Genomic DNA, 24,900 nt, shown 5'->3' on the forward strand with positions numbered 1-24,900 from the left:
AAACGGCTCTTTTTGTTAATATGCTGTTAAGTTATCGGTTTGATAACCCGCTGTCAAAGCCTATTTTACTTGGCTTGCTAGCTTGTTTGAAGCCTCAACCAACCTGAATTTTGTGACAATTTTTGTCGTATGTCAGTCAGCCAGTCGGTTAATTGATAATTATCAAGTGCGTCCAGTAATCTGAGCTGGCGGTTAAATGACGTGTCGCCCAATTGAATAGCACCCCATAAGCGTTGACTCTTAACCCGAAGGCTTCTGTCGCGTGTGCGTATTTGTTGTTGAAGAACCGCTTTGGTGTGGTGCCAAACTTTCAGCGTGGTTGTATCTAGTCGACTGAACAGCTTTTCAAGGCTATCTGAAACTTCGTCAAATAAGGTGTCGGTTGGTGCACTATTGGATTGAACAAAAAATAAAATGCCGGGTAGACGCTGAACAGGAAAGTATTGACTACCCGCCGCATAACCTAACTGTTTCTCGGTGCGGATATCATGAAAGAACGCTTGATGTACTAACTGCTGAAGTAACATATAGCAAATTTGCTCTCGCTCACTGTCATTGTTGCCTTGCTGATAAAGTAAAATAGCGTTATCAGGATGAGAGCAGGGAACCTCAAGTTCTTGGTTAGAAAATTCGCTGACTTTTTTAACCGAATCTCTGTCTTTTTGTGCCGGGCGCTCAGTGGGCAAGTTTGCCTGAATAAGTTCAGCAAGTTCGTGCGCTTGACGCGTTTGCCAGTCTCCGTGCATAAAGGCTTTTATATACACTGGCTCGAACATTCTCTCTAATGCTTGAGTAAACTCACGAAAAGATAAAGCAGAGAGCTGGTTGGCAAGCTCGGGCAGCCTAAAAAGTCCAGGTTGTAATTGCTGATTGAGCTCTGCGAAAAGCTTGTTTAATGGTTGATTTTGATGCGCAGATTGCCAGTTGGCAACTAGGGTTTGCTTTATATCTCGGAAACGACGGTGCGCAAATTTAAGCACTAAGGCGCGTTTCATTAAATGTGACATTAACGGAAGTTGCCCCTCTGACAATCCCGTTGTGTGAATAACAATACCTTGCTGAGTGGGGTAAATATTAAAATGCAGCCCGGCAACTTCAGCGTCATAAAGATCATCATTTAAGGCGTCTATAATGAGTTCAGACCAAAGTCGGGCAATTGCGAAGTAATAAGCTGAACTGGTTACTGCAGGTAATTTCAATGCTAAATAAATATGCCCCTTAGGTACGCGGAACTCGGTATCTTGCAAGTGCCACAGCTCCATCAAATCGGAACTTGAAATGCATTCCGGCAGTAACGTCTCGTTTTCTAGTGGTTGCGGGTGTAACCGGTCATTTATAAAACGGTTGCGCTCGGGCAGTTTGGCGATGAACTCTGCGGGTGTTTGACTAAGCTTCGTTAATTGCGACTCAGTGAGTTTTTCTACGCTGTATTGAGTATTGTAAATAGGCGCTTCCCGATCGGTTTTGACATCAGGAGCGATTAACGTAATACGACTGTGTTTTGGCGTCATTAGCGTCAGTAATTTTTCAGCGTAAGCATTATTAAGCTCATCCATTCGGTAGTCACCGTAAATGGTGTCTTCCAAACTATAATGAAAAGCGTTGATGCTTAATTGGCTGGCTAATTCACCGACGGGCGTTGGCTCCTGATAAAGAAAGCTTAACTCAGACGTAATTTTTCTTTCTTGATAACGCCAGTCTACTATTCCCTCGGTTTTCACCTTTCGCAAGTAAGCAAAAACCCATTGCAGTATGGTGTCGATATTTTTTCGACCCGATAGGGTTAGCTGAATGTTGACATTAAAGTCTTTAAAGTTGCTACCGCTAATCCCTCCGCCAGCAGATAAAGAGTTTATCCAGCCTTTGTCGCGTAAGCAGTTAAATAAACTGCCGGGACCTTCGTACCCGACAATATGCGCAATAAAACTGGTGGTTTTGTTTCGGTAATCCTGGTCAATGCCTGGTAACGGAAAGGTGAGAATAAGGCGGTAGGCATCTTTTAATGGTTTTACCTGAATGAAAAGGCCTTTTTGTTCCTCAGTATACAGAGGTTCAGTTATGGCCGTTTTTGGTTGTGCATGATTTTGAAAGTCAGAAAAATGACGAGTCGCGATAGCCTCTAGTTCTGTCAACGATTGTGGACCAGCAAGTACCAGCTGCATTCGATTTGCGCTGAAATGAGACTCATAAAAGCGCTTAAGCTTCTGTTGTAAAGTACCGTGCTCATCATCTTTTAAGGTATTTAAGTTTCCAACAGAAAACAGAGAAAAGGGATGATCCTGATTAGCCGTCACTTTATGAACCTGATACAGGCGACGTAACTCATCTTTTTGTTTTAAACGAAACTCAGACTCAATGGACTGTTTTTCTTTTTGAATCCACTTATCGGAAAAAAGAGGCTCTTTTAAAATTGATGCAAAACGCTCAAATGCGGCTTCAAGTGCGTTTGCATTACAGTCAAAGTGGAAATTAGTAAATTCAGTGCCTGTCCAGGCGTTGTGCTGACCGCCATGAGCGCTAAGAAAATCATTGAAGGCGCTGGGCTCAGGGTAAGACTGGCTGCCCATGAAAAACATGTGCTCTAGAAAGTGAGCGAGACCTTGGGTATGCGGCGGATCGTCAAAGTGACCTGCACTGACGGCTATGGAGCTTGCCGCTTTCACGCTATCAGGACAATGGACTAACAGCACTTTAAGTTGGTTATCTAAAACCAAGTGCTGATAGTCACGCTTGTCACTGGGACTTCGGACAACACGGACGAGCTCATCAGTCTTTGAGGAGTTCGCCATAATGCTCCTTAGTTCATATTAGGTTTTTATTGATCGAGAGGCTGATCAAACTGATCTGACTTAGCAAAGTCGCCGCTTAAATCACTTAAACGTTTATTATTGAAAGTTAAGATCAGTTCTTTACGGTAAACTTTACCTTCGTTCGGGTTCATATTGTACAAGTACACCCAGCGATCTGAGTCGAAGCTGTTTTCAGCGACAGGCTTGCCTAATACGTAAATAACCTGCTCTTCAGTCATTCCGACACGAAGCTTATCAACATCGTCTTGCTCAAGGTAATTGCCTTGAGGAATATCTATTCTGTAAACCATGCTATCGAGCACAGAGCAACCACCTAAGCTCAGCAATGCGGCGATACAAACTGCAAATTTGGTCATGAAATACCTATTTCTCTTTTTTATAACTGTATTTAACTTTTGACGATGATAAACAAAGCAGCCGCTGAACACCAGCACAGTCAGCGACTAACTCGCTAAAAGCTCTTTCGCGTTAGCTTTAGCCATGTCCGTTACACTATCCCCACCCAGTAAGCGGGCAAGCTCTGTGACACGTTCATTGTGACTTAGCGCTGTCACCATAGTTTCTGTTTCGTCATTGTCACTATATTTACTGACCTGGAACTGGTTGTCAGCTTTTGCAGCAACCTGTGGCAAATGCGTAACGCAAATAACTTGAGCTGTTTGCCCAAGCTCGCGCAGCATTTTTCCAACAATAGCGGCAGTTGGGCCACTGACACCAACATCGACTTCGTCGAACATCATTGTTGGTACTGACTTTTGGGTTGCTGTCATGACCTGTATGGCAAGGCTAATACGTGAAAGTTCACCGCCCGATGCAACTTTACTGAGAGACTGCAGTGGCTGGCCAGGGTTAGTTGTTACTTCGAACTGAATATCATCGGTACCCAGACGAGACGCTTTTTTATCCGTGTCATGCTCGACATTAATAATAAATCGGCCATGAGGCATATTGAGCTCATGCATTGATTGTGTAATTTTCTTACTGAGTTCATCTGCCGCCTTTTCACGGCTGCTAGAGAGTTTTTGTGCTAACTCCCGGTAATCGGCTTCCGCCTGTTGGCGATCAGAATCAAGCTGCTCAAGGTTTTTATCAGCATTCACAATATTATCGAGTTCGGCGTTCAGCTTTTGATGGTGTTGCCATAAGTCAGCAGCTGCAACCTGATGCTTTTTCGCTAAGCTAATAGCTTTGCTTAACCGCTCTTCAACAATGTCGAGCTCAGCGGGGTCAAGCTCGAGTTCATCCTGATAATGCCTTAGCTCGAGCGCAGCTTCCTCAATATGGACTTTGGCTTGTTCTAAGAGTTGGCAAACAGGCTTTAACTGCTCATCGATATCCGCAGCTTCCTCTAGTCGCTGATTCGCCGAAGAAACCAGCCCTGTTGCATTGTTATGCTCACCCTCGTAAAGCGCACTGAGTGAAAAAGCACTGGCTTCCATGAGGTACTTACTGTGACTTAACTTTTTATGGCGTTGTTCGAGCTCTTCAAATTCACCTTCGGCAATAGCAAAGTCATTCAATTCTTCGACTTGGTATTCGAGCAATTGTCGCTGAGCTTCGAGTTCGTCTTGTTGTTGAACATAGTGTTTATATTCTTTTTCAAGCTCGAACCATTGACGGTATTGCGTTGCAACCTCTGACAGTAACCCTGTGTGTCTTGCGTAGTTGTCGAGCAGTTCTAACTGGTGCTCTTCTTTCAATAATAGTTGGTGTTCATGCTGCCCGTGGATATTAACTAATAGTGGTGCTAATAATTTCTGTTGGTTCAGCGCAACAGGCGTGCCGTTTATCCAGGCTTTTGAACGACCGTCACGCTGAATGACACGTCGTAGAATACAGTCTTCTTCTGCATCAAAGTCATTGTGGTTAAGCCACTGGGCTGCAGGGCTGTTTGGCTCTACGGTAAAAACAGCGCTTATTTCCGCTTTGTCCTCGCCTGGTCGTACCCAGTTAGCATCAGCCCTGGCACCTAAACATAAGCTTAAAGCGTCTAAAGCAATAGATTTACCTGCACCGGTCTCACCAGTGATAGCGGTCATGCCTTTTGAGAAGTCGATATCCAGAGATTTAACGACAGCAAAATTGCGGATGTGTAACTGAGCTAACATAAATGCACCTTATTGACATGTACGTATAAAAGCACTGTTGTTTTGTACAGTTTATACAGTATTTATACAGTACTATTTTGTTATTGCAAGCTCAGTATGAAATTTCTTCTAAAAAAGTCGGCTGCCCCAGCCAAGTTTGTTACGCAATACGTGGTAATAATTGTGATCAACCGGGTGAATCATTTTCAGCGTATGGTCATGCTTTTTAAGCACAATGTCGTCGCCCGGGTGCACTGCCATACGTACGTGACCGTCACAACTAATTTGTAATAGATCGTTGTCGTAAGCTGCGCGTAGTCGAATATGGCTTTCGCCATCAACAACAATAGGGCGGCTACTTAATGTGTGAGGAAACATAGGAACCAGAGTCATCGCATTGAGGTTAGGGTGTAATATGGGGCCGCCTCCAGACAGAGAATAGGCGGTGGAGCCCGTAGGCGTAGCGCAAATTAACCCGTCAGAGCGCTGACTAAAAACAAAGTGATCATCAATGTAGAGCTCGAACTCTATCATGTGAGCGACTTTGTCAGAATGCAGAACAATTTCGTTAATGGCGCGTCCTGCACCTGCTGGAGATCCGTTGCTAATCACTTCAGCAGAAAGTAGAAAACGCTTTTCAACGTGGTATTCGCCTTCTAAAACGTTAAGCAAGTGAGTCATTACTTCGTCAGGGTCCAGGTCAGTCAAAAAGCCTAAATTACCCCGATTCACACCAATGACCCCAATGTCATGTTCGCAGAGCGCCCTTGCCGCACCTAACATATTGCCATCACCACCAACAACAACGGCAATGTCAGCCCACTCTCCAAGCTCTGCTAAGTTTATGGTTTTGATTTTACCGGACTCAAGCAGTTTTTGAGGTAACTGTTCAGCAGTGCGGGACTCAAGTGCTATGTCATAGCCACGTTCGTTTAGTGTCGTCGTTACCGTTTCTAAAGTGAGTTGTGTGCCGCGGTCATTGACCTTGCCGAGTAAGCCAATTCTCTGAAATGCGCTCATAATGACAGTTCCTGTGGTTTAGGCTGTTTACGCTACGATCAGGTGGAAAATTTATCAAGTCATAGAAAGCCCCTTGAAAGTAAAAAACTTGCCCCCATTAACTTGGCAACCTCAATTTAAACCGGACTGAAGAGAGTCAAATATGGCGAATAAAAAAGACCAACAGACTGAACAGAATGTTGACCAGACGGTCGAGCAACAGCAAGCAGAGCAGCAGGCTGCGCAAGCGGCAGAAGAAGCAATGCAACAGGACACAACAGCTGCGGAAGCAGAAACAGCAGGCACATCTGCCGACCAAACCGACAAAATTGCCGAGCTTGAGTTGGCACTGAGTAAAGCTGAAGCACAGGCGAAAGACCAGCGTGAGTCGGTGTTGCGTACGCAGGCTGAAATGGAAAACGTACGACGTCGTGCAAGCCAGGACGTGGAAAAAGCGCATAAGTTCGCGCTAGAGAAGTTCGCCAATGAATTGCTAACGTCCGTGGATAACCTGGAAAGAGCACTACAGCTAGCCGACCAGCAAGACGAGTCGAGCCGCAATTTTATTGAAGGTATTGAGCTGACTTACAAGAGTCTGACCTCAACCCTGGAAAAGTTTGGTGTGAAAGCGGTAGGAGAAGAAGGCGAAGCCTTTAACCCTGATTTGCACCAGGCCATGTCGATGCAAGAGTCTAGCGAGCACTCAAATAACACTATTATGGCTGTCATGCAGAAAGGCTACGAACTAAATGGCCGCTTGCTGCGTCCCGCTATGGTTATGGTTGCGCGTAATTCAGACTCGGGCGTCGATACGAAAGCATAAAGATTAATCAAATATCCTTACATAGGGTGTTGAAATCAAAATGAAGAGACCCCAAATAAGGGGTAACGAAACAAATTTCATGAATCTGGAGTTGGAGACGAATCATGGGCAAAACAATTGGTATTGACTTAGGTACAACAAACTCTTGTGTTGCTGTACTAGACGGTGGCAAAGCACGCGTTATCGAAAACGGTGAAGGTGACCGCACAACCCCTTCAGTGGTTGCATTTACTGACGACGGCGAGATTTTGGTGGGTTCACCAGCAAAACGCCAAGCAGTAACTAACCCGAACAAAACTTTATTCGCAATTAAGCGTTTAATTGGCCGTCGTTTTCAGGACGACGAAGTCCAGCGCGATATTGGCATTATGCCTTATAAAATCGTTAAAGCAGACAATGGCGACGCTTGGGTAGAAGTGGATGGTGATAAAAAGGCACCACCACAAATTTCTGCAGAAGTTCTGAAGAAAATGAAGAAAACCGCAGAAGAGTTCCTGGGCGAGAAAGTAACAGACGCCGTTATTACTGTACCTGCATACTTTAATGACGCTCAGCGTCAGGCAACGAAAGACGCAGGTAAAATCGCAGGCTTAGAAGTTAAACGTATCATCAACGAGCCGACCGCTGCTGCATTAGCCTACGGTATGGACAAGAAGTCTGGCGACAATGTCATTGCGGTTTATGACTTAGGTGGTGGTACCTTCGATATCTCTATCATCGAAATTGATGAAGTTGAAGGCGAGCACACGTTTGAAGTATTAGCGACTAACGGTGACACGCACTTAGGTGGTGAGGACTTTGATAACCGCTTAATCAACTACTTAGTTGAGCAGTTTGAAAAAGACCAGGGCATTGATCTGCGTAAAGATCCATTAGCAATGCAGCGCTTAAAAGAAGCGGCAGAGAAAGCAAAAATTGAACTGTCATCGGCACAGCAGACCGAAGTGAACCTGCCTTATATTACGGCAGACAATACCGGTCCTAAGCACATGGCAATTAAAGTAACTCGTGCGAAGCTTGAGTCACTGGTTGAAGACTTAATTACTAAGTCACTAGAGCCGGTTAAGCAGGCATTGGCAGATGCAGACCTGTCAGTAAGCGACATTAACGACATTATTATGGTCGGTGGTCAGACTCGTATGCCGAAAGTGAGCGCTGCGGTTACTGACTTCTTTGGCAAAGAGCCACGTCGTGACGTGAACCCGGATGAAGCTGTTGCAGTGGGTGCTGCGGTTCAAGGTGGTGTCTTGTCAGGTGATGTAAAAGACGTACTGTTATTGGATGTATGTCCGCTGTCACTGGGTATCGAAACCATGGGCGGTGTAATGACTAAGTTGATTGAGAAGAACACCACGATTCCGACTAAAGAATCGCAAACGTTCTCAACAGCTGAAGACAACCAGTCTGCGGTAACTATCCACGTTATCCAGGGTGAACGTAAGCGCTCAGCCGATAACAAGTCACTGGGTCAGTTTAACTTAGAAGGTATCCGCCCGGCAGCGCGTGGCGTACCGCAAATCGAAGTCACGTTCGATATTGATGCAGACGGTATCTTGCACGTATCGGCGAAAGACAAAGACACGGGTAAAGAGCAGAAGATCACCATTAAAGCGTCTTCTGGTCTGGATGAGTCTGAAGTCGATAAAATGGTGAAAGACGCAGAAGCCCACGCTGAAGAAGATAAGAAGTTCGAAGAGATGGTGCAGGCGCGTAACCAAGCTGACGGCTTAGTTCACGCAACTCGTAACCAGCTGAAAGAAGTTGGTGACGCTCTGTCTCAAGAAGACAAAGACGCCATCGAGAAAGCGTGTGAAGAACTTGAGCAAGCAGCCAAAGAAGGCGACAAAGAAGCCATCGATGCGAAGTCTCAAGCTCTGATGGAAGCGTCTCAAAAATTGATGGAAGCCGCTCAACAGCAGCAAGCTCAGCAAGGTGCTGAAGGCGCAGCCGGTGGTGAGCAGTCTTCGTCAAAAGCAGATGACGACGTTGTCGATGCTGAATTTGAAGAAGTCAAAGACGACGATAAGAAGTAAGCACTAAGGCAACTTCGCTAATCAACACGGGTGTTGCCGCAAGGTAATGCCCGTGTATTCGTATCAGAGTAGGACAGAAGACGTAACATTATGGCGACACAAGATTTCTATCAAATTCTTGGGGTCTCAAAAGACGCCAGCGATCGTGATATTAAAAAAGCATACAAACGTATGGCGATGAAATATCACCCAGATCGCACCAAAGGCGATAAAGACCTCGAGTTAAAGTTTAAAGAGATAAAGCAAGCCTACGAGGTCTTATCTGACCCGCAGAAGCGCCAGATGTATGACCAATATGGGCACGAAGCCTTCGAACAGGCACGTCAGGGCGGTGGCGGCCCGGGCGCCGGCGGATTCGGCGGTGGTGCCGATTTTGCTGATATTTTTGGTGATGTATTCGGTGATATTTTTGGTGGCGGTGGTCGCCGTCAGCAGGCACGTGCGCAGCGTGGCGCGGATTTACGCTACAACCTGGATATGTCGTTGGAAGAAGCCGTACGTGGTAAAACCGTTGAGTTAAAAATTCCAACCTTGGTTGAATGTGAAGACTGTGACGGTAGCGGTGCCAAGAAAGGCAGCAAACCGCAAACCTGTGGTCATTGTCACGGAGCGGGTCAAATTCAGATGCGCCAGGGCTTTTTTGCTGTCCAGCAAACCTGCCCACAATGCCGCGGTAAAGGTACTATTATCAGCGATCCATGCCGCACGTGTCACGGACAGGGTCGCAAAGAAGAAACTAAGACCTTGTCGGTTAAGATTCCGGCCGGCGTGGATACTGGCGACCGTATTCGCTTAGCCAATGAAGGTGAAGCGGGTGAGAACGGCGCTCCAGCAGGGGACTTATATGTTCAAGTACATGTCCGTGAACACCCAATTTTTTCTCGCGACGGTAATAACCTGTACTGCGAAGTGCCGGTAAGCTTTACAAAAGCCGCGTTAGGTGGAGACATTGAAGTGCCAACGCTGGATGGCAAAGTGAAGCTAAAAGTTCCAAAAGAAACGCAGACCGGAAAACATTTCCGCATGCGTGGCAAAGGCGTGAAATCGGTAAGAACTGGTGCCGTTGGTGATCTTATTTGTAAGGTGGTTATAGAGACACCTGTGAACCTTTCGGCAAAGCAGCGTGAAATGCTTGAAGAACTGGAAGAGTCTATGGGAACTGGGGACGAAGCTGCCAAGTTTAGACCCAAAGAAAAAGGGTTTTTCGACGGCGTAAAACAGTTTTTTGATGACTTACGCGGATAAATTGGCTATCACTATAGTGTATTAGCTAATGATTGGAGGCAGCGGATGCAGCTTAAAACAGTTTTGTTAGGTATAACAGCAGCAGTGACTCTGGCCAGTTGTGCACAGTCACCAACCGGACGTTCACAGTTGCAGCTCTATCCGAGCAGTGAGTTGAACAAGATGGGTGCTGCCTCCTACGAGGAAATGCGTAAAGAAGGTAAAATCAACCAAGATGAACAGGTTAACGCATACGTGCGTTGTGTTACCGATGCTTTGGTTGAGACTTTGCCGGGTGACTATGCGCAGATGGACTGGGAAGTCACTGTGTTTGATGAACCAACGGTCAATGCTTTTGCACTACCTGGTGGTTATATAGGTGTTTATAACGGCTTGCTGGAAACTGCGGAAAATCAGCATCAGTTAGCGGCGGTTATTGGACACGAAATTGGTCATGTCATTGCTGAACACAGCAATGAACGCATTTCCAGTAATATGCTAGTCGGCTTAGGATTACAGATTGGTGGTGTTATCGCCAGCACTCAAATGGACAGTGATGAAGCTGGCCTGTTAATGGCGGCATTGGGGATTGGTGCTCAAGTCGGTGTACTTTTGCCGTACTCTAGAACGCATGAGTCTGAGTCAGATGAGTTAGGTCTAGAGTATATGGCTGACGCCGGTTTTCAGCTCGACCAAGCGCCGGAGTTATGGCGCAATATGAAAGCCGCGTCTGGCGGAGCCGCTCCACCGGAGTTATTATCAACTCACCCGAATCCGGACACTCGTATTCAGGACTTAGAAGCACAAATACCCTCACTTCAAAGTCGGTACCAGCAAGCAGTTGCTGCAGGTAACACGCCTAACTGTCAACGACCTGCATCGCTCGATAAACAGGCTGAGTAATGACCAGGTCCTAAAGTCAGCAAACAAGCGCGGTCTATTATGCCGCGCTTTTTGTTTAAACGGTTATAAGGTATATCAACCGGTTCTTTCCCTTTGTAAAGTGACACACTAATCTAGCGCCCATTTATCAGAACAACGGGCAGTAGTATGTTGAAAGTGTGGTTCGCAATTCCGTTTTGGCAGCGCGTGTTAGGAGCATTTGCTGCTGGTATGCTGATTGGTGGCTTAGCGCCGGAAGTAGGTGTTGCCTTAAAGCCATTGGGTGACCTTTTTATTAAAGCCATAAAAATGCTCGTGGCTCCATTAATATTCTGTGCCATTGTCAGCGCTATTACTGATCTAAACGATGGCAAAAAATTAGGGCGACTGGGTGTAAAAACCATTGGTTTATTCATGTTCACAGCGGTTATTGCCAGTGCAATAGGTTTGACACTGGCGACCGTTATCGACATTAGCCCGGAAACCGTTTTGACCCCAACTGAACAAAATGAAAAAACCATTCCGAGTGTGTCAGAAGTTTTTCTCAACTTTGTTCCTGATAACCCATTTGCGTCGCTGACAGAAGGTAATGTTCTGCAAATAGTGGTTTTTGCGGCGTTAGTTGGCATTGCCATTCAGCGACTCAGTCAGAAGGCAGAGCCGTTACGTAAGACGATAAAGTCCGGCGCTGAGGTTATGTATGAAATCACTCGCATGGTTTTACAACTGACGCCTGTTGGCGTATTTGGCCTTATGTCCTGGGTTATTGGTGAATATGGCTTTTCAACATTGCTGCCACTGGCTAAGTTTGTTGGGGTTATTTACCTTGCGTGCCTTATTCATATCGTTGTTGTTTACGGGGGCTTGGTGAGAACAGCCGGCGGTATGAGTGTCCGGGAATTTTTTAAAGCCGTATTTGATGCTCAGATAGTTGCATTTACGACCTGTAGCTCGTTCGGTTCTTTACCGGCAGCTCACAGAGCGGTAACAGAACGCCTTAAAGTCTCAAAAGACTACGCAAGCTTTGTGTTGCCTCTGGGGGCTACTATAAATATGGACGGTTGCGGTGGTATTTACCCCGCTGTGGCATCCATTTTTATCGCTCAGCTTTATGGTATTCCGTTAGAATGGATGGATTACGGACTTATCATGCTTACCGCAACACTGGCGTCAGTAGGTACAGCCGGGGTTCCCGGTACCGCATTGGTTATGTTGACGGTCACCTTGAACGTTATTGGCTTGCCGCTGGAAGGTATCGCCTTTATTGCTGCCATTGACCGCATTATCGATATGGCGCGCACGCTCACAAATGTGACTGGTGATATGATGGTGTCACGAGTGGTTGCACGTAGTGAAAACCTGTTGCAGGATGACAGCACAGTAAAAACGGAGTCTTAACAATGTTGAAAGTGGGTGTTTTGGGTGCGTCCGGGCGCATGGGGCAAGCGGTTGTTACTGCGCTTGGGCAAAGTAAAAAGGCAGAATTGACGGCTGCAATTGTCCGCTCAACCAGTAGTGTTTTTGGAAAAGAGCTAGATACCGGCCTCAAGTACACGTCATTGCAAAACACCAATGCACAGAACATTGATGTGCTTATTGACTTTTCGCTGCCCGAAGCACTGGAAGAGAATTTAACCTATGCTTCGAAAAACCAACTTCCTATTGTGGTGTGCACGACAGGGCTTACGGATGAGCAACAACGCATGCTGGCAATCGCCTCTGAGCAGATTCCTGTACTCTACGCACGCAATACCAGTGTGGGAGTGGCTTTATTAGAGCAGTTAGTTGCATTAGCGAGTGCAGCTTTATCAACAGCTGACATTGAGATATTTGAAGCCCACCATAAACACAAAAAAGATGCACCCTCAGGTACGGCTATAGCACTTGGGGAGGCCGCCGCAAGTGGGCGTCGTCAAAACTGGAATGAAGTGGACGGCGGCGTTCGTGGTGATGGCGTCAGGCAAGATGACAGTATCGGCTTTTCGGTGATGCGGGCGGGCGATATTATTGGTGAGCATCAGGTTACCCTTGCCACAGAAGGTGAGCGTATAGAGTTAGGCCACAAAGTCAGTAATAGAAACACCTTTGCTCAAGGCGCTATCAATGCTGGCTTATGGTTACAAGGGCAAAAGCCCGGCAACTATGGTATGCAGGACATACTCGAGCTAAACAAGGTGTTCAGTCAACTGCTCGAGCAGTAAATATAACTGGACGATTTCCGTAAAATTTCGTAGAATAAGTGCAATTTGCCTAAGTCAATTCGGGCAGTTAATTCAGTCAGTTAACGTGCTTTTGGATGTAACAGGCAAAATGCGCGGTTCAGGACGCAAGGCGGGCGAAGTCAAATTATTTGATTCACCCGTTTTTTTATGTACGGAGGTTGCCCTTGAGTATTCTAGCGAGTCAATCCGCTAAACGAGCGATTCTGGTGCTTGCCGACGGGTCCGTTTTTCGCGGAACCGCAATAGGAGCGGAAGGCTCCGCCGTCGGTGAAGTTGTCTTTAATACGGCAATGACAGGCTATCAGGAAATTCTTACCGACCCATCTTACACCGAACAAATTGTTACCCTCACTTATCCCCACATTGGCAATACAGGCACTAACTCAGAAGATCAAGAATCTGATAATGTGTGGGCGAAAGGATTAATCATTCGTGATCTGGCTATGAAGGCCAGTAACTTTCGAAAAGAAGAAACACTCAGTGCCTATTTGCAGCGTCATAATGTGGTGGGTATTGCTGATATCGATACGCGTCGTTTGACTCGAATACTACGAGAAAAGGGCGCTCAGAATGGCTGTATTATTGTCGGTGAGCTTGACGAGCAGAAAGCGCTGAAATTAGCGCAGGAATTCCCCGGGCTTAAGGGTATGGACCTTGCGAAAGAGGTTTGCTGTGACAAACCGCATGAGTGGAAAGGCGGAAGCTGGCAACTTGGCGAAGGCTTCACTCAACCTGAACAGTCAAAGTACCATGTTGTCGCATACGATTATGGCTGCAAACAAAATATTTTAAGGCTGTTGGCTGACCGTAACTGTAAAATAACCGTCGTACCGGCACAGACACCGGCGGAAGATGTTCTGGCAATGAACCCTGATGGCATCTTTTTATCCAATGGCCCGGGCGACCCAGAGCCATGTGACTACGCAATTGAAGCCATAAAAACCTTCCTGGACAAAGATGTTCCTATTTTCGGTATTTGTTTAGGTCACCAACTGCTGTCAATTGCCAGCGGAGCGCAGTCCGTAAAAATGAAATTTGGTCACCACGGCGCAAACCATCCAGTTCAAGACCTTAAAACTAAGCAGGTCATGATAACGAGCCAGAACCACGGTTTTGCGGTTGATGAAGAAAACCTGCCGGCGTGTCTTGATGTCACGCATCGCTCATTGTTCGATGGCACTTTGCAGGGCGTTCACCGTAACGATAAGCCCGCGTTTAGTTTCCAGGGGCACCCTGAAGCGAGTCCGGGTCCACATGACGCCAGTGAGCTTTTCGACCATTTTATTGAATTAATGCAGGCTAATGCGTAATTCGTTGCTCAATAAGCAATTACGTATAGCGAGAGGATAGACAGAGCGACTTATGCCAAAACGTACCGACATTAAAAGCATTTTGATTTTAGGCGCAGGTCCGATTGTTATCGGTCAGGCGTGTGAGTTTGATTACTCTGGAGCCCAAGCTTGCAAAGCCCTGCGTGAAGAAGGTTACCGAGTTATATTGGTAAACTCGAATCCGGCAACCATTATGACTGACCCGGAAATGGCCGATGCCACTTATATTGAGCCAATTCACTGGGAAGTTTTAGAAAAAATTATTGAGCGCGAGCGTCCTGATGCCATTTTGCCAACAATGGGTGGCCAAACGGCACTGAACTGCGCGCTAGACCTTGATCGTCATGGTGTACTTGAGCGCTATAAAGTAGAAATGATCGGTGCCAATGCTGATGCCATTGATAAAGCAGAAAACCGTGACCGTTTCGACAAAGCCATGAAAGCTATTGGTATGGAAACACCGAATGCGGAAATGGCGCATAGTATGGAAGAAGCGTTCGATGTGCTGGACCGTTTAGGCTTTCCGTGCATTATTCGTCCGTCTTTCACTATGGGTGGAAGCGGCGGTGGTATCGCGTACAACCGAGAAGAATTTGAAGAAATTTGTCGCCGCGGCTTAGACTTGTCACCGACAAACGAGCTCCTTATCGATGAGTCGCTGCTTGGTTGGAAAGAATACGAAATGGAAGTGGTGCGCGATAAGAGCGACAACTGCATTATCGTGTGTACCATCGAAAACTTCGATGCTATGGGTATTCATACCGGTGACTCCATTACGGTTGCTCCGGCACAAACATTGACCGACAAAGAGTTTCAGATAATGCGTGATGCGGCGATGGCCGTGCTGCGTGAAATTGGTGTTGAAACCGGTGGCTCAAACGTACAGTTCGGTGTTAACCCAGACACAGGGCGTATGGTTATCATTGAGATGAACCCGCGAGTTTCTCGCTCCTCGGCTCTGGCATCGAAAGCAACGGGCTTCCCAATTGCGAAGGTAGCGGCGAAGCTGGCAGTTGGTTATACGCTAGACGAGCTTGAGAACGAAATTACCGGTGGTGTCACACCAGCGTCGTTTGAGCCTGCGTTAGACTACGTGGTCACTAAGATTCCTCGCTTTAACTTTGAGAAGTTTGCAAACTGTAATGACCGTTTAACCACACAAATGAAGTCGGTGGGAGAGGTTATGGCTATTGGCCGTAACTTCCAGGAATCGATGCAAAAAGCGTTGCGTGGCTTGGAACTTGGGGCTGCCGGCTTTGACCCTGTGGTCGACCTGCAGGCAGAAGATGCGTGCTCGAAGGTCATTCGTGAATTGAAAGAGCCGGGCGCTGAACGTATTTGGTACATTGCGGATGCGTTTCGTTTAGGCATGACTGTTCGCGAAGTGTTTGAATTAACACGCATAGACGAGTGGTACCTGATTCAAATTGAAGAGCTTATTAACTTAGAAAAAGAAGTCGATGAACTTGGCCTGGCCGGACTGACCGAAGACGTTATGTCTGTGCTTAAGCGTCGCGGCTTTGCCGATGCGCGCATTGCAGATGTTCTGCACGTAAGTGAGGCTGAAGTTCGGAAAAAACGTCAGCAATACAATATTCACCCGGTTTACAAGCGCGTTGATACGTGTGCAGCGGAGTTTGCTTCAAGCACTGCATACATGTACTCGAGTTACGATGAAGAGTGTGAAGCAGAGCCGTCTGATAAAGAGAAAATCATGGTTATTGGCGGCGGTCCTAATCGCATCGGGCAAGGTATTGAGTTCGATTATTGCTGTGTTCACGCAGCGCTAGCGCTTCGCGATGATGGCTATGAAACCATTATGGTGAACTGTAACCCCGAAACCGTATCAACCGACTACGATACGTCTGACCGCTTGTATTTCGAGCCTATTACTCTGGAAGATGTACTGGAAATTGTGCGTATTGAGAAACCCAAAGGCGTTATTGTTCAGTACGGTGGCCAGACTCCTCTGAAACTGGCGCGTGAGCTAGAAGCGAATGGTGTACCTATTATTGGTACGTCGCCAGATGCTATTGACCGGGCGGAAGATCGTGAGCGCTTTCAAACGGCGGTTCGTCGTTTAGGCCTTAAGCAGCCGGAAAACGCCACAGTCACAGGCTTTAACGAGGCTCTGACTGAAGCGAAACGTATTGGCTATCCGTTGGTCGTTCGTCCGTCATACGTTCTGGGTGGCCGTGCTATGGAAATTGTCTACGACGAGACAGATTTGCAGCGTTATCTGACTGATGCCGTAAAAGTGTCAAACGATGCCCCTGTATTGTTGGACAAGTTCCTTGATAATGCGATTGAGGTCGATGTCGATGCTATTTGTGACGGCAAGGACGTCCTTATTGGCGGCATTATGCAGCACATTGAAGAAGCTGGCGTTCACTCAGGTGACTCGGCGTGTTCATTACCTCCTTATTCTTTAAGCGATATCATTCAGGCGCAGCTACGTGAACAAATGCGTAAATTGGCGTTTGAGCTCAATGTAAACGGCTTAATGAATGCACAGTTTGCCGTAAAAGACGACGAGATTTACTTAATAGAAGTGAACCCTCGTGCGGCTCGTACCGTACCTTTTGTATCTAAAGCAACCGGTGTACCACTGGCGAAAGTCGCAGCACGAGTTATGGTCGGGCGCAGCCTTGAAGAGCAGGGCTATGTGAAAGAGATTATTCCACCGTATTACTCGGTTAAAGAAGTGGTTATTCCTTTTGCTAAGTTCCAGGGTGTGGATCCTATTCGCGGTCCGGAAATGCGCTCAACGGGTGAGGTTATGGGCGTCGGTGAAAGCTTTGAAGAAGCCTACGCCAAAGCTAATTTAGGGGCTGGTGAAGCGCTGGCGAAAAAAGGTAAAGCGCTTATTTCAGTGAAAGACAGCGATAAACAGCGTCTTATGGATCTTGCTCGTGGCTTGCTGGCTCTAGGGTTTAGCCTTGAAGCAACACGCGGTACGGCGAAGATGCTCGCAGAAGAAGGTATTGACTGCTCTATCGTCAATAAGCTTCAGGAAGGTCGACCAAATATTGTTGATGCTATAAAGAATGGCGAGTACAGTTATATTATCAACACGGTAGAAGGTCGTCAGGCGATTGAAGACTCTGTTTACATTCGTCGAGAAGCGCTGTTGAATAAAGTGATTTACACCACCACATTAAATGCAGCGTTCGCAACAGTTAAAGCAAACACCGCGGACGACAGAGCTCGGGTTAGCTCAGTACAAGAATTACATAAAAGGGTATCGTTAGTATGAACCAGATTCCAATGACGGAACGGGGCGCTCAGTTGTTAAGAGATGAGCTGAAGCGTTTAAAAACGGTAGAGCGACCTCGCATTGTCGAGGCGATTGCCGATGCACGTGAGCACGGTGACTTAAAAGAGAATGCTGAGTACCACGCTGCGCGTGAGCAACAAGGTTTTTGTGAAGGTCGAATTCAAGAAATTGAATCGAAGCTTTCTAACGCACAAATCATTGATGTCACCAAAGTACCTAATAACGGTAAAGTGATTTTTGGTGCAACAGTTACAGTGTATAACACCAAGACTGATGAAGAGGTTACTTATAAAATTGTTGGTGATGATGAAGCGGATATTAAGTCGAACCTTATTTCCGTTAACTCTCCAATTTCTCGTGCCTTAATTGGTAAGGAAATCGATGATGTTGCAACAGTAACGACACCTAATGGTGAAGTTGAGTACGAGGTTGTTGCAGTAGAGTACAAGTAACTCCTTAAATTTATTGATATTTTTAAAAGGCTGGAAACTTAAGTTTACCAGCCTTTTTTATTTTTTAGCCTTGTTTTTGGTTGTTTTTTCACCGTCTTGCTGTATATTTCCGCACCCATCACTAACTGTTAACATAAATAAAACAAAGAAGCTAAACGATGGACACGGAAGCCCCGGGGTTTGACCCTCTCTCCTATACTCAAGTTGACGACTTATCCGTTACAGAATGTTTTGAAAGGCTGAAATTGGTTTCAAACAAGTCTACCTATAAAGATGTGGCTATTTGGCTCGGCAAAACACAGATGGACTACAATAATTGGCGTCGCAGTGGCAAGCTGCCTTGGTTTGAGATTATTAGGGCGTTACTCAGAGAAGGCATATCGCTGGACTGGTTCTTCGCGCCTGGGCAAGACTTAAGTAAACCACAGTATGTCTATAGTTCTGCCGACTACACCAAAGCAAGTGTCCGGGAGCACGAGCAATGGCAAAGATTTAACTTTCTGAATGCTCACCGAAGAGTCAGGCCATTATTGGAAAAATACCAACTAGAGAGCAGCAGAAAAGCCGAAGCCTTTCTGCTGGAGTGCTACCTATTGTCTAAAGACAACTTTCTGAATAAAGAACAGGCGGTCGAGCTTATTGCTCGCGCACTGGCCATGGACCCACCCAAGACGGAGGAACTGAGTTAACTTAACGGCGAGGTAGTTTTATCTGAGGTTCTTCGGCCTGCTTATACAGAATTTGAGTTTTACCAATAATTTGCACTTGCTCAGCGTCGGTATGCTGAACAATAGTTGCCATAATTTGCTGGCGTAACTCTTTGTCTTCCTCTGGCACCTTTATCTTAATGAGCTCATGGTGTTCAAGTGCTTGCTCTATTTCGGCAATAACACCTTCGGTTAATCCGTTTGCGCCTAATAACACAACAGGCTTTAACGGGTGAGCCAGTCCTTTCAAAAACTGCTTTTGTTTATTTGTTAATGACATTTGCTAATATTCCGGTTTACGACTTGAATTTTTGGTATTGTAACGCCAGATAAGGTGTTCTAGCCAGTTAATTGAGGAAACTTCGGTAAATCATGGGAAAAAAGCGCAGTGTCAGTAGTCAGCGTTGGCTGAAAGAGCATTTTGATGACCATTTTGTGCAAAAAGCGCAAAAAAAAGGCCTGCGTTCTCGGGCGGTTTTCAAACTGGAAGAAATTCAGCAGAAAGATAAGTTGATCAAAAAAGGCCAAACTGTCGTTGATCTAGGGGCTGCTCCCGGCGGTTGGTCACAATACGTTGCTGACTATTTCAATGGCGACGGGCAAATTATTGCCTGCGACATTTTACCGATGGACCCAATCGCTGGTGTCGATTTCCTTCAGGGCGATTTTCGTGAAGAATCTGTACTGGAGGCGTTAACCGAAAGAATTGGTGGCAAGAACGTCGATGTTATATTGTCGGATATGGCGCCAAATATGAGTGGTAATGGCACGGTTGATCAAGCACGCTCTATGTACTTAGTAGAGCTGGCTTTGGATATGTGTCACCAAGTATTGAAACCTGGCGGCCATTTTGTCGTCAAAGTATTTCAGGGGCAAGGGTTCGAAGAGTTCCTGAAAGATGCAAGAGCCGCTTTCAAAACGGTCAAAACACGTAAACCAGATTCTTCTCGGGCTCGTTCCAGAGAAGTCTACTTGGTAGCGACACATTATAAAGTATAGTACCCTGTTGGGTAGTGATTTTAATAGAGGTAATAGGCTTTGAGCGATATGGCAAAGAATCTCATCTTGTGGCTGGTAATAGCCGTTGTGCTGATGAGCGTTTTTCAGAGCTTCAGTCCAAGCGAATCGTCGTCTTCAACCATGGCGTACAACGAGTTTGTAAGTCAGGTTAACAATGGCAACATTCGCAAGGCTGAATTTGGTGATGACGGACGCACGATTTCAGGGGTAACTCGAAACGGACAATCTTATAAAACGGTTGTTCCAACCCAGTACGATCCAAAAATCCTGGACGATTTATTGGCGAACGACGTTCAAACACAAGGTACTCCTCCTGAGGAGCAAAGTATTCTTGCGTCAATTTTCATCTCATGGTTCCCAATGTTGCTGCTTATTGGTGTGTGGATATTCTTCATGCGTCAAATGCAAGGCGGTGGTGGCAAAGGCGCCATGTCGTTCGGTAAGAGCAAAGCCCGTTTAATGAGCGACGAGCAAATAAAAACGACGTTCAAAGACGTGGCTGGTTGCGACGAAGCCAAAGAAGAAGTAACCGAGTTGGTTGACTACTTAAAAGATCCATCGAAGTTTCAACGATTGGGCGGCAAAATCCCGAAAGGCGTGTTAATGGTTGGCCCTCCTGGTACCGGTAAAACCTTGCTGGCGAAGGCGATTTCAGGCGAAGCCAAAGTACCATTCTTTAGTATTTCGGGTTCTGACTTCGTTGAAATGTTTGTCGGTGTTGGTGCCTCGCGTGTTCGCGATATGTTCGAGCAAGCGAAAAAGTCAGCACCATGCATCATCTTTATTGATGAGATAGATGCGGTCGGCCGTCAACGTGGCGCAGGCCTGGGCGGCGGTCATGACGAGCGCGAGCAAACACTGAACCAAATGCTGGTTGAAATGGACGGTTTTGAGGGTAACGAAGGTATTATTGTTATTGCCGCTACTAACCGTCCGGACGTACTTGACCCTGCATTACTCCGACCTGGACGTTTTGACCGTCAGGTTGTGGTGGGGCTACCAGACGTTCGCGGCCGTGAACAAATTCTGAAAGTACATATGCGCAAAGTACCTTTAGGTGATGATGTTAAACCAGAGCTAATCGCTCGCGGTACACCAGGCTTCTCAGGCGCAGATTTAGCGAACTTAGTGAACGAAGCTGCCTTGTTTGCTGCACGTGGTAATAAGCGTGTCGTTGCAATGGAAGAGTTCGATAAAGCAAAAGACAAAATCATGATGGGCGCGGAACGTCGCTCAATGGTCATGACCGATGATGAAAAAGCGATGACTGCATATCACGAAGCAGGTCATGCGATTGTCGGTCGTTTAGTGCCGGAGCACGACCCTGTTTATAAAGTATCTATCATTCCACGCGGTCGTGCGTTGGGTGTGACTATGTACTTGCCGGAACAAGACCGTGTCAGTCACAGCAAGCAACACTTGGAAAGCATGATTTCAAGCTTGTTTGGTGGTCGCTTGGCCGAAGCCATTATTTATGGCGATGAAAAAGTCACAACCGGCGCTTCTAATGACATTGAGAGAGCAACCGAAATTGCTCGTAAAATGGTAACTCAGTGGGGCTTATCGGACAAAATGGGGCCACTGCTTTATGCTGAAGATGAAAACGAGGTGTTCCTTGGTCGTCAGGTGACACAGCATAAGCATATGTCTGATGACACAGCCCGAGCTATCGATGAAGAAGTGAAGTCTGTTATCGATAAAAACTATCAACGAGCTAAGCAGATTCTTGAAGAAAACGTCGATATTCTTCATGCGATGAAGGACGCGTTGGTAAAATATGAAACTATCGATGCAGACCAAATCGATGACTTAATGAATCGTCGTGAAGTTCGCCAGCCTAAAGGCTGGACGGATAACAATAACGACGGTGACGGCACTAACGGTGGCGCTGCTAAGGCAGACGACACTGAAGAGCGTCCACAGAGACCTATCAATGTTGATAAGCCTGGTGACGCGACGTCGTAAAAACAGCTAAGCTTTAAAAAGCCACCGCAAGGTGGCTTTTTAGTAATGGGGAAGCAAATTGGGAGCTGCTATGCCTAAGAATCCGAAACCTCTGCAAGTGATGGGTATTCTTAATGTAACACCTGATTCATTTTCTGATGGTGGTCGTTATAACCAGCTAGACGAAGCGATAAGTAGAGCCAGTCAGTTAATAGAGCATGGTGCTGATATTTTGGATATTGGCGGAGAGTCGACCCGGCCGGGTTCGGACGCAGTCAGTGAGGCTGAGGAGCTCGATCGAGTTATCCCCGTTATAGAAGCAATAAAACAACGTTTTGACATACCGGTTTCCATTGACACGACGAAAGCGAAAGTCATGACTGAAAGTGTCAATGCCGGCGCTAGTTTAATTAACGATGTGAATGCACTGAGAGAGGAGGGCGCTGTTGAAGCCGCTGCTAAGGCTGGCGTTGAAGTTTGCCTTATGCATATGCAGGGGCAGCCTCGTACCATGCAAGAGTATCCACACTATGACGATGTTGTCTGCGATGTTAAACGCTTTTTTCAAGAGAGAATCGATGTTTGCACGGAGGCAGGCATAGCACGTGAGAATATTTGGCTCGACCCTGGCTTTGGTTTTGGCAAAACACCTCGGCACAATTACCAACTACTACAACGACTGCAGGCATTTCATGAGTTGCAGCTGCCATTGCTCATCGGTTTGTCACGGAAAAGTATGATTGGTCATGTGACTGGACGAGACGTCAGTGAACGATTAGCAGGAAGTTTAGCCGGTGCAACCATTGCAGCAATGAAAGGAGCACGTATAATTCGCGTTCACGATGTAAAGGAAACGGTTGATGCGATGAAAGTCATCGCGGCAACATTAGAAGGAGAGCACATTTGAGCGAGCGTAAGTATTTCGGCACTGACGGTGTCCGTGGCAGAGTTGGAGACTACCCCATAACCCCTGACTTTGCAGTGAAATTAGGCTGGGCCGCTGGTCGAGCCTTAGCCGCGAAAGGCGCAAGTCGGGTATTGGTAGGTAAAGATACTCGCGTGTCAGGCTATATGCTGGAATCAGCGCTTGAAGCGGGCTTGGCTGCTGCAGGTGTTGGCGTTGATTTTTTAGGGCCTATGCCAACCCCCGGAATTGCTTATTTAACAAGAACGTTCCGAGCTGCTGCAGGTATTGTGATTAGTGCTTCACATAACCCTTATTATGACAACGGTATCAAGTTCTTTGCCGACAATGGTCACAAACTGCCTGATGCTACTGAGCTCGAAATAGAGCGTCTTATTGATGAGCCGATGGACTGTGTTATTTCGGAAGAGCTTGGTCGTGCTCGTAGAATTAATGATGCAGCAGGTCGTTACATTGAGTTTTGTAAAAGCGTGTTCCCTAATGAGATGACCCTCGAAGGTCTGCATATTGTTGTTGACTGTGCCAACGGCGCAACCTATCACATTGCCCCTAATGTATTTCGGGAGTTAGGCGCAAAAGTGACTGAAATTGGTACAGACCCGAACGGTTTAAATATTAATCATGAGTGTGGTGCGACACACCTCGATTCGCTGCAAAAAGCGGTGATTAAAGAGAAAGCCGATTTAGGCATTGCTTTAGACGGTGATGGCGATCGCATTATGATGGTCACCGAAAATGGCCGTGCGATTGACGGTGATGAAATTCTTTACATGTTAGCAGTGACTGCGCAGCAGCAAGGGCAATTGCAAGGTGGTATTGTCGGCACCTTAATGACTAATTTCGCTCTTGAACGTGAACTGAACAAGCGCAATATACCTTTTGTGAGAGCAAAAGTGGGCGACCGTTACGTTATTGAAGAACTCGTTAAGCGTGACTGGTATTTAGGCGGTGAGAATTCTGGGCATTTGATCAACCGTCAACACCATACAACAGGCGACGGTATTATCGCTGGTCTGCAAGTGTTAGCGGCTATGTATCAGGAAGGAAAGTCATTAGAGCAGCTTAGTTGCGACTTTAAGAAAATGCCTCAGGTACTGGTCAATGTTCGTTTTGAAAAGGGCCAACAGCCACTTGAGTCTTCGGCAGTGAAAAGTGTCGTTAAAGAAGTTGAGTCGGCTCTCGGTGATAAAGGCCGAGTGTTGTTGCGTAAGTCAGGTACTGAGCCGCTTATCCGAGTCATGGTAGAAGGCGAGGATGAGGGGAATGTGCGGGCTTATGCCCAACAAATCGCCAACGAAGTTGAAGCGGCTACAAATTAAACACTTAGCGGCTTTGCTGAAAATGTTGCTTGTATCTTTGAGCGGGTTTCGCTACTATTCCCGCGCTCTGAAGTAGAGGACAAATTATGCCAAATGCATCATTAGTGATTGCAAACTGGAAAATGAACGGAAATAAAGCGTTAGCCAAAGAAATGGTAACGTCTTTAAGAGATAACCAAGAGCAGTTTCGTGCTGTTGACGTTGTCGTTTGTCCTCCCTTTACTCTCATCTCTGATTTAACACGAGAGTGTTATTACGACGACATCGCTGTCGGGGCGCAAACTGTATCAGAGCATGAAAGCGGCGCTTACACTGGAGAGGTATCAACGTCTCAGTTGAAAGAAGCAGGCGTTAGCTATGTGTTAGTTGGTCACTCAGAACGACGTCAGTTATTTGCTGAGAGCGATGAGCAAATTAACCAGAAAGTAAAAGCGACATTGAGCGCAAATTTAAAAGCGGTTCTTTGTGTTGGTGAAAACAAATCACAAAGAGACGCTGGCGAAACCTGGGATGTGGTATCGCAGCAAGTGAAAAACGCATTGCAGGGTATCGCACCTGAAAGTACAGGAAAGATTATCGTTGCTTATGAACCTGTTTGGGCAATAGGAACAGGTGAAACAGCAACACCGGAACAGGCTCAGGAAGTGCATGAAAAATTAAGAGCACTGGTTGTCGAGCTGTTCGGTGAAATTGGCAATAAATTGCCATTGTTATATGGCGGTTCAGTCAAGCCAGGTAACGCAAAAGAACTGTTTTCACAAAAAGACATTGATGGTGGCCTGATAGGTGGTGCAAGTTTAAAAACTGACGACTTCCTAAGCATCTGCCAGGCAGCACAAGGGTAA

At 46.4% G+C, this 24,900-nt stretch carries 20 protein-coding genes; 15 read left to right on the top strand and 5 right to left on the bottom strand.

Annotated features, from left to right (window positions below; genetic code table 11):
* Positions 1-77 precede the first annotated feature (77 nt).
* The 4 genes from UM402_RS04740 to nadK all read right to left on the bottom strand — a co-directional run bounded on the left by UM402_RS04740 (position 78) and on the right by nadK (position 5,917).
* The gene (locus UM402_RS04740) at positions 78-2,789 is read right to left on the bottom strand and encodes an insulinase family protein (protein ID WP_058579427.1); all 2,712 of its coding nucleotides are present in this window, start codon (positions 2,787-2,789) and stop codon (positions 78-80) included.
* A gap of 26 nt (positions 2,790-2,815) precedes the next feature.
* The gene (locus UM402_RS04745; RefSeq protein WP_058579426.1) at positions 2,816-3,166 is read right to left on the bottom strand and encodes an outer membrane protein assembly factor BamE; all 351 of its coding nucleotides are present in this window, start codon (positions 3,164-3,166) and stop codon (positions 2,816-2,818) included.
* Between the two features lie 87 nt (positions 3,167-3,253).
* Positions 3,254-4,918 carry a DNA repair protein RecN gene (gene recN / locus UM402_RS04750; protein ID WP_058579425.1) on the bottom strand — a complete coding sequence of 555 codons (1,665 nt, stop codon included), beginning with the start codon at positions 4,916-4,918 and terminating at the stop codon, positions 3,254-3,256.
* Between the two features lie 108 nt (positions 4,919-5,026).
* On the bottom strand, positions 5,027-5,917 hold the full coding sequence (nadK, locus tag UM402_RS04755) for an NAD(+) kinase (RefSeq protein WP_082343116.1): 891 nt from the start codon (positions 5,915-5,917) through the stop codon (positions 5,027-5,029).
* A gap of 142 nt (positions 5,918-6,059) precedes the next feature.
* Here nadK and grpE point away from each other — a divergent pair, with 142 nt between their 5' ends.
* The 10 genes from grpE to UM402_RS04805 all read left to right on the top strand — a co-directional run bounded on the left by grpE (position 6,060) and on the right by UM402_RS04805 (position 18,829).
* Complete coding sequence (gene grpE, locus UM402_RS04760; protein ID WP_058579424.1) at positions 6,060-6,719, top strand: nucleotide exchange factor GrpE; 660 nt, start codon at positions 6,060-6,062, stop codon at positions 6,717-6,719.
* A 104-nt stretch (positions 6,720-6,823) separates the two neighbouring features.
* Positions 6,824-8,752 carry a molecular chaperone DnaK gene (dnaK, locus tag UM402_RS04765; RefSeq protein ID WP_058579423.1) on the top strand — a complete coding sequence of 643 codons (1,929 nt, stop codon included), beginning with the start codon at positions 6,824-6,826 and terminating at the stop codon, positions 8,750-8,752.
* Between the two features lie 90 nt (positions 8,753-8,842).
* Positions 8,843-9,997, top strand: coding sequence for a molecular chaperone DnaJ (gene dnaJ / locus UM402_RS04770; protein WP_058579422.1), 1,155 nt, complete (start codon positions 8,843-8,845; stop codon positions 9,995-9,997).
* A 45-nt stretch (positions 9,998-10,042) separates the two neighbouring features.
* The gene (locus UM402_RS04775) at positions 10,043-10,879 is read left to right on the top strand and encodes a M48 family metallopeptidase (protein WP_058579421.1); all 837 of its coding nucleotides are present in this window, start codon (positions 10,043-10,045) and stop codon (positions 10,877-10,879) included.
* A gap of 147 nt (positions 10,880-11,026) precedes the next feature.
* On the top strand, positions 11,027-12,256 hold the full coding sequence (locus UM402_RS04780; protein ID WP_058579420.1) for a dicarboxylate/amino acid:cation symporter: 1,230 nt from the start codon (positions 11,027-11,029) through the stop codon (positions 12,254-12,256).
* 2 nt (positions 12,257-12,258) lie between these two features.
* A complete protein-coding gene (dapB, locus tag UM402_RS04785; RefSeq protein ID WP_058579419.1) occupies positions 12,259-13,059 on the top strand; it encodes a 4-hydroxy-tetrahydrodipicolinate reductase in 801 nt (266 codons plus the stop codon).
* Between the two features lie 185 nt (positions 13,060-13,244).
* Positions 13,245-14,390 (top strand): glutamine-hydrolyzing carbamoyl-phosphate synthase small subunit, encoded by a 1,146-nt coding sequence (carA, locus tag UM402_RS04790; protein ID WP_322295456.1) that lies wholly within the window; start codon positions 13,245-13,247, stop codon positions 14,388-14,390.
* Between the two features lie 52 nt (positions 14,391-14,442).
* Positions 14,443-17,667 (top strand): carbamoyl-phosphate synthase large subunit, encoded by a 3,225-nt coding sequence (gene carB / locus UM402_RS04795; protein ID WP_058579418.1) that lies wholly within the window; start codon positions 14,443-14,445, stop codon positions 17,665-17,667.
* Positions 17,664-18,140 (top strand): transcription elongation factor GreA, encoded by a 477-nt coding sequence (gene greA, locus UM402_RS04800; RefSeq protein ID WP_053952824.1) that lies wholly within the window; start codon positions 17,664-17,666, stop codon positions 18,138-18,140. Before carB ends, greA begins: the two co-directional genes overlap by 4 nt.
* A 158-nt stretch (positions 18,141-18,298) precedes the next feature.
* Entirely contained in the window at positions 18,299-18,829 is a 531-nt protein-coding gene (locus UM402_RS04805) for a hypothetical protein (protein ID WP_058579417.1), read from the top strand.
* 1 nt (position 18,830) lies between these two features.
* Here UM402_RS04805 and yhbY read toward each other — a convergent pair whose 3' ends face one another.
* Positions 18,831-19,127: a ribosome assembly RNA-binding protein YhbY gene (gene yhbY, locus UM402_RS04810; protein ID WP_053952822.1), complete on the bottom strand. Its 297-nt coding sequence runs from the start codon at positions 19,125-19,127 to the stop codon at positions 18,831-18,833.
* A gap of 92 nt (positions 19,128-19,219) precedes the next feature.
* On the opposite strand from yhbY, the gene rlmE reads away from it, so the two are divergent.
* The 5 genes from rlmE (at position 19,220) to tpiA (ending at position 24,900) form a co-directional block, all read left to right on the top strand.
* Positions 19,220-19,846 carry a 23S rRNA (uridine(2552)-2'-O)-methyltransferase RlmE gene (gene rlmE / locus UM402_RS04815; protein WP_053952821.1) on the top strand — a complete coding sequence of 209 codons (627 nt, stop codon included), beginning with the start codon at positions 19,220-19,222 and terminating at the stop codon, positions 19,844-19,846.
* Between the two features lie 39 nt (positions 19,847-19,885).
* A complete protein-coding gene (ftsH, locus tag UM402_RS04820) occupies positions 19,886-21,832 on the top strand; it encodes an ATP-dependent zinc metalloprotease FtsH (protein WP_058579416.1) in 1,947 nt (648 codons plus the stop codon).
* A 70-nt stretch (positions 21,833-21,902) separates the two neighbouring features.
* Positions 21,903-22,718, top strand: a complete 816-nt coding sequence (gene folP, locus UM402_RS04825) for a dihydropteroate synthase (RefSeq protein ID WP_058579415.1) — start codon at positions 21,903-21,905, stop codon at positions 22,716-22,718.
* Positions 22,715-24,055 (top strand): phosphoglucosamine mutase, encoded by a 1,341-nt coding sequence (glmM, locus tag UM402_RS04830; RefSeq protein ID WP_053952818.1) that lies wholly within the window; start codon positions 22,715-22,717, stop codon positions 24,053-24,055. Before folP ends, glmM begins: the two co-directional genes overlap by 4 nt.
* An 86-nt stretch (positions 24,056-24,141) precedes the next feature.
* On the top strand, positions 24,142-24,900 hold the full coding sequence (gene tpiA, locus UM402_RS04835) for a triose-phosphate isomerase (protein ID WP_058579414.1): 759 nt from the start codon (positions 24,142-24,144) through the stop codon (positions 24,898-24,900).

Origin of the sequence: Idiomarina sp. OXR-189 (assembly GCF_034373425.1) — a bacterium.
GTDB classification, from domain to species: Bacteria; Pseudomonadota; Gammaproteobacteria; order Enterobacterales; family Alteromonadaceae; genus Idiomarina; species Idiomarina zobellii.